4 protein-coding genes are annotated in these 5,267 nt (G+C 35.9%); 3 read left to right on the forward strand and 1 reads right to left on the reverse strand.

The window, feature by feature from the left end; translation table 11 throughout:
• Nucleotides 1–319: 319 nt before the first annotated feature.
• On the reverse strand, nucleotides 320–778 hold the full coding sequence (locus ACFSY7_RS10605) for a YaiI/YqxD family protein (protein ID WP_380147809.1): 459 nt from the start codon (nucleotides 776–778) through the stop codon (nucleotides 320–322).
• A gap of 192 nt (nucleotides 779–970) precedes the next feature.
• Here ACFSY7_RS10605 and gdhA point away from each other — a divergent pair, with 192 nt between their 5' ends.
• From gdhA to pepF, 3 genes are all read left to right on the forward strand, one after another.
• On the forward strand, nucleotides 971–2,341 hold the full coding sequence (gdhA, locus tag ACFSY7_RS10610; protein ID WP_380147810.1) for an NADP-specific glutamate dehydrogenase: 1,371 nt from the start codon (nucleotides 971–973) through the stop codon (nucleotides 2,339–2,341).
• 183 nt (nucleotides 2,342–2,524) lie between these two features.
• On the forward strand, nucleotides 2,525–3,214 hold the full coding sequence (locus tag ACFSY7_RS10615) for a phosphoribosylaminoimidazolesuccinocarboxamide synthase (RefSeq protein ID WP_020189651.1): 690 nt from the start codon (nucleotides 2,525–2,527) through the stop codon (nucleotides 3,212–3,214).
• A gap of 122 nt (nucleotides 3,215–3,336) precedes the next feature.
• The gene (gene pepF / locus ACFSY7_RS10620) at nucleotides 3,337–5,145 is read left to right on the forward strand and encodes an oligoendopeptidase F (RefSeq protein WP_380147811.1); all 1,809 of its coding nucleotides are present in this window, start codon (nucleotides 3,337–3,339) and stop codon (nucleotides 5,143–5,145) included.
• The last annotated feature ends 122 nt before the right edge of the window (nucleotides 5,146–5,267 follow it).

Raw genomic sequence — 5,267 nt, forward strand, 5'->3', positions numbered from 1 at the left:
CCCCTGTTGATTTTGGTGTAGGAACTTTAATTATACAGGCTCATATTGAATGGGTCTTTTTTTATTTATTTTGAGTGGTGCACTTAATATTACAATTCGTCATATACTTTAAAATTAATAACTTTCAATTCATCTTATTTGCGTATTATTACTATCTCTTTTCGGAATATATCCTACAACTAATATAATTTTTTTCTATTTCATTCTGAATTTTAAACGGTATACAAAACTTGACATTTTAAAAAAATACGTTAAATGACATAATTTTTCATATAAAAAAAGACTTACCCACTTTAATCAATCTCATATCGATATGTAATCAATCTGATTTATCTATAAATAATATTCGTTCACAAAATTGTCGAAATTTCATTCCATACATCTTATTTGCATCTTTTGCTCTTTTTTTGGGCCCTTTAAGACGCCCTCCATTCTGTCGAATCTTTTTACTTACATGGCGGATATTTAATAAACTATCAATATTTTGATGGGTATATTCTCTCCCATTTTGATCTATACAGAAACCATTTTTAGCTAACACCATTGTGGCAAGTCCATAATCCTGTGTCACGACAATATCACCTTTTTGAATTTTATTTACTAACGCGAAATCTGCTGAATCATTGCCTTTGGAAACGGTTACGGTCGTGGCACCTTCTCTTACAATTTCATGTGAAGTATCACAAAAAATAACGACATCCATTTCCAAATCTTGTGCGACAGCAATTGTCTCACTGACAACTGGGCATCCATCTGCATCGATACATATTTTTGGCATTTTTATTCACATCCTTTCTAAGCATTCATTGTACAATTGCCTTTTACGACAATGAATTTATCTACCCTTTAATTTTATCATGTATTTAAAATTATCTGATTATTTAAGTTTTTTGACGATTGAAAATTTTAAAAATTCCCTTTACGATAGAAACATCAAAAAACTTAAACACACACATGGGGGTTTTCTTAAATGGTAACAGCATTAACAACAAACTCAGAAGCAACAGCATACATCGATAGCGTCTACAATAAATTAGTAGAACAAAATGCACACGAAACGGAATTCTTACAAGCTGCAAAAGAAATCATCTATTCTTTAGCACCTGTTTTTGAACAACATCCTGAATATGTAGATGCAGCAATTTTAGAACGCATCGTAGAACCAGAACGAATCATCAAATTCCGCATATCTTGGACAGATGATAATGGCAAAGTACAAGTAAACCGTGGTTACCGTGTACAATATAACTCAGCAATTGGACCGTACAAAGGTGGCCTTCGCTTCCATCCTTCAGTAAACGAATCAATTATTAAATTCTTAGGTTTCGAACAAATCTTCAAAAACTCACTTACTGGTCAACCAATCGGCGGCGGTAAAGGTGGTTCTGATTTCGATCCAAAAGGTAAATCAAACAATGAAATCATGCGTTTCTGTCAAGCATTCATGACCGAATTATATCGTCATATTGGCCAAGACACAGATGTTCCTGCTGGTGATATCGGTGTTGGTGGTCGTGAAGTTGGCTATTTATACGGTCAATACAAACGTATTCGTGGCGGTTATGAGCCAGGCATCTTAACAGGTAAAGGATTAGCATTCGGTGGTTCATTAACTCGTACAGAAGCCACTGGTTATGGTTGTGTATACTTCGTAGAAGAAATGTTACGTGAAATCGGTGAATCATTCGCAAATCAAACAGTCGTTGTATCTGGCTCTGGTAACGTTGCTATTTACGCTATCCAAAAAGCACAACAATTAGGTGCAAAAGTAGTTGGTGCAAGTGATTCTAGCGGTTATATCCACGATCCAAACGGTATCGATGTAGAAGCATTAAAAGATATTAAAGAAGTACGTAAAGCTCGTATCTCTGAATATGTAGAAACACATCCTGAAGCAACATTTACAGAAGGTTGTACAGGTATCTGGACCATTCCATGTGACATTGCCCTTCCATGTGCTACTCAAAATGAAATTAACGAAGAAGCTGCAAAAACTTTAGTAGCAAATGGTGTAAAAGCTATCGGTGAAGGTGCTAACATGCCATCTACACTTGAAGCTATCGACGTTTATTATGCGAATGATGTATTATTTGGCCCAGCAAAAGCAGCTAATGCTGGTGGCGTAGCTGTATCTGCTCTTGAAATGGCACAAGATAGCGCACGTCAATTCTGGACATTTGAAGAAGTTGACCAAAAATTACACAATATCATGACAAATATCTATAACGAATCAAGTGCAGCTGCTAAACGCTATGGTCATGAAGGCAACCTACTTGTAGGCGCAAATATTGCTGGTTTCATTAAAGTTGCCGACGCGATGTTAGCTCAAGGTGTATTCTAATTAAAACATTAAATTCATCCGTTTTATATTAAATATTCTGCTTAAAGAAGAAAGTGCGTTTTAAAACGCGCTTTCTTTTTTCTTTTTCTCGTCGTTTTCACATAAAATTCCTTCTTTTATTCTTTTTAAAACATTCTACTCTAATTTCGATTACAATACGAATAGATGGGAGGAGTGATTTCGATGGAATTAATCTATAAAGGAAAAAATAAAAACATTTACCGTCTACCAACTGGTGCTTTGCAAATACAATTCACTGATGCCGTTACTGGGGAAAATGGCGTCTTTGAGCCGGCTGCAAAATCCATTTTAAAAACCGTACCAGGTGCTGCTTTATCAAGCACACAACTATCCGCTTACTTTTTCAAAAAATTAAATGCGATAGATGTGCCAACGCACTTTATATCTGTAGATGCTGATCACACATCGATTAGCGTTAAAGATACCACACCATTTGGGGGACATGGTATTGATGTTATCTGTCGTTTTCGCGCGATTGGGGCCTTTGAGGCGCGCTATAATGAATTTGTTGAGCATGGTGAAGAACTCGACACATTAGTTGAAATGGTTCTAAAAGATGAGCATGAAGAGCTACCACCAATTTTACCTGACACACTTGAAGCATTAGGTATTATGACATTACCCGAATATAATTTTATGAAAAATTTAGCGCGTGATGTATCGGAATTTATTCGTATGGACTTAGCAAAAAAGGGACTAGAATTATATGATATGAAATTGGAGTTTGGGCGCGACTCACAAAACAATGAAATTTTATTAATAAATGAAATGTCCGCTAATAATATGCATGTCTATAAAGGCGAGCGTCTTATTAATCCAATTGAATTAGAAGAAATTATGCTAAAAAAATAATCCGTTGAGTTGCAACAATTTTCTATTCATTGTTGCAACTCTCTTTTATTTATTTAAAAAGTAAGAATATTCATATATAATAAAAATAATTCGGTCATCGAATCATAAAGGAGAGATGAACAATGGTACAAAGTGCACCAAAACGTCAAGATATTCCGGAAAATGAACAATGGGATTTAACGCAACTTATCGCTTCTGAACAACAATTTAATGAAGTCTTACCTAGTTTTTTAACACAGGCTCAAGCTTTAGAAGCGAAATGGCACGGGCAACTGCAAACAGCTGCAGATGTCATTGCATTAATTAAGGAATACGAAGATTTTCATACTACATTAACACCTTATGTTGAATTTGCATTTTTAGATCCTGAAACAGATGCAACAAATGTAGTTGCAGAAGAACGCTACGCAAAAATGGCTCAAACATTAGCAAAAGTTAATGCTACCCTATCTTTTGTTGATAATGATATTTTAGCGCTTTCTACTGAAACATTGCAGCAAGCGCAAAACCTAGATGCTACGTATCAGCATTATGTGCAGCGTTTATTAGACCGCAAAGCACATTTATTACATCCAGCTGCCGAAAAAACGTTGGCTTCATTACAGGAAACAATTAATTCCCCTTATAGCCTTTATAACACAACAAAGTTAATGGATATTCAATTCCCTGACTTTGAAGTAAATGGTAAGCGCTATCCAAACAGCTATAACCTCTTTGAAGGTGATTGGGAAGTCGAAGACAATACAGCACTTCGTCGCGCTGCATTTGATGCTTTTTCAGCAGAATTAAAGAAATTTGAAAATACGACTGCCAAAACATACAATACACATGTTACAACGGAAAAAACAATCGCCACATTACGTGGATATGATTCTGTAATAGACTATTTATTAGCAGATCAAGAAGTTGATCGTGAATTGTATAATCGTCAAATTGATTTAATCATGAAAGAATTAGCTCCTCATATGCGTCGTTATGCAAAACTATTACAACAAACGCATGGTTTAGAAACGATAACAGTTGCTGATTTAAAAACATCATTAGACCCAGAATATGAACCTGCTATTACAGTTGAAGAATCACGTGATTATTTAAAGAAAGCATTAGCTATTCTTGGAGATGATTATTTAACGATGATTGACGATGCATTTGACCATCGCTGGATTGATTTTGCACAAAATGAAGGGAAATCGACAGGTGCTTTCTGTGCAAGCCCGTATGGTAATCATTCTTATATTCTAATTTCATGGACAAGCCGTATGAATGAGGTTTTCGTACTTGCTCATGAATTAGGTCATGCAGGGCATTTCCGCAACGCACAACGCGAGCAGACACTGTTCAACAGTGAGTCTTCAACTTATTTCGTAGAAGCTCCATCAACAATGAATGAAATGCTCATGGCGAATTACTTATTAAAAACATCGACAGATGCCCGCTTCAAACGCTGGGTCATTTCAACAATTATTGCACGCACCTACTTCCACAACTTCGTTACACACTTATTAGAAGCTGCCTATCAGCGTAAAGTGTATGCCTTAATTGATGAAGGACAATCTGTAAATGCGTCGACATTAAATCAATTATTCCGTTCTGTACTAGAAGAATTTTGGGGTGAGGATGTTGTTATTAATGAAGGTGCAGACTTAACTTGGATGCGTCAACCTCACTATTATATGGGACTGTACTCTTACACATATAGCGCTGGATTGACCATTTCAACACAGGTCTCTCAGCGTATTTTACGTGAGGGAGAGCCTGCTGTTAAAGAGTGGCTAGAAACATTGAAATTAGGTGGCTCTGTATCGCCTGTTGAGCTTGCAAAAACAGCTGGTGTTGATATAACAACGGACCAACCGCTAAAAGATACAATTGCCTTTATTGGTGGCCTTGTTGACCAATTAGAACAATTAACGAATGAAATCAACGATTAATTCATTTTAATAAAAGCATAAAAAAGAGGCTGGGACAAAACCCTAGTCAATAAGAAAAGACATTCACGATTTTATTCAAATCATGAATGTCTTTTTTATCTGCTTGTCAGCCGTTGTTCATC

The organism is Kurthia populi (genome assembly GCF_042686175.1).
Classification (GTDB): domain Bacteria; phylum Bacillota; class Bacilli; order Bacillales_A; family Planococcaceae; genus Kurthia; species Kurthia populi.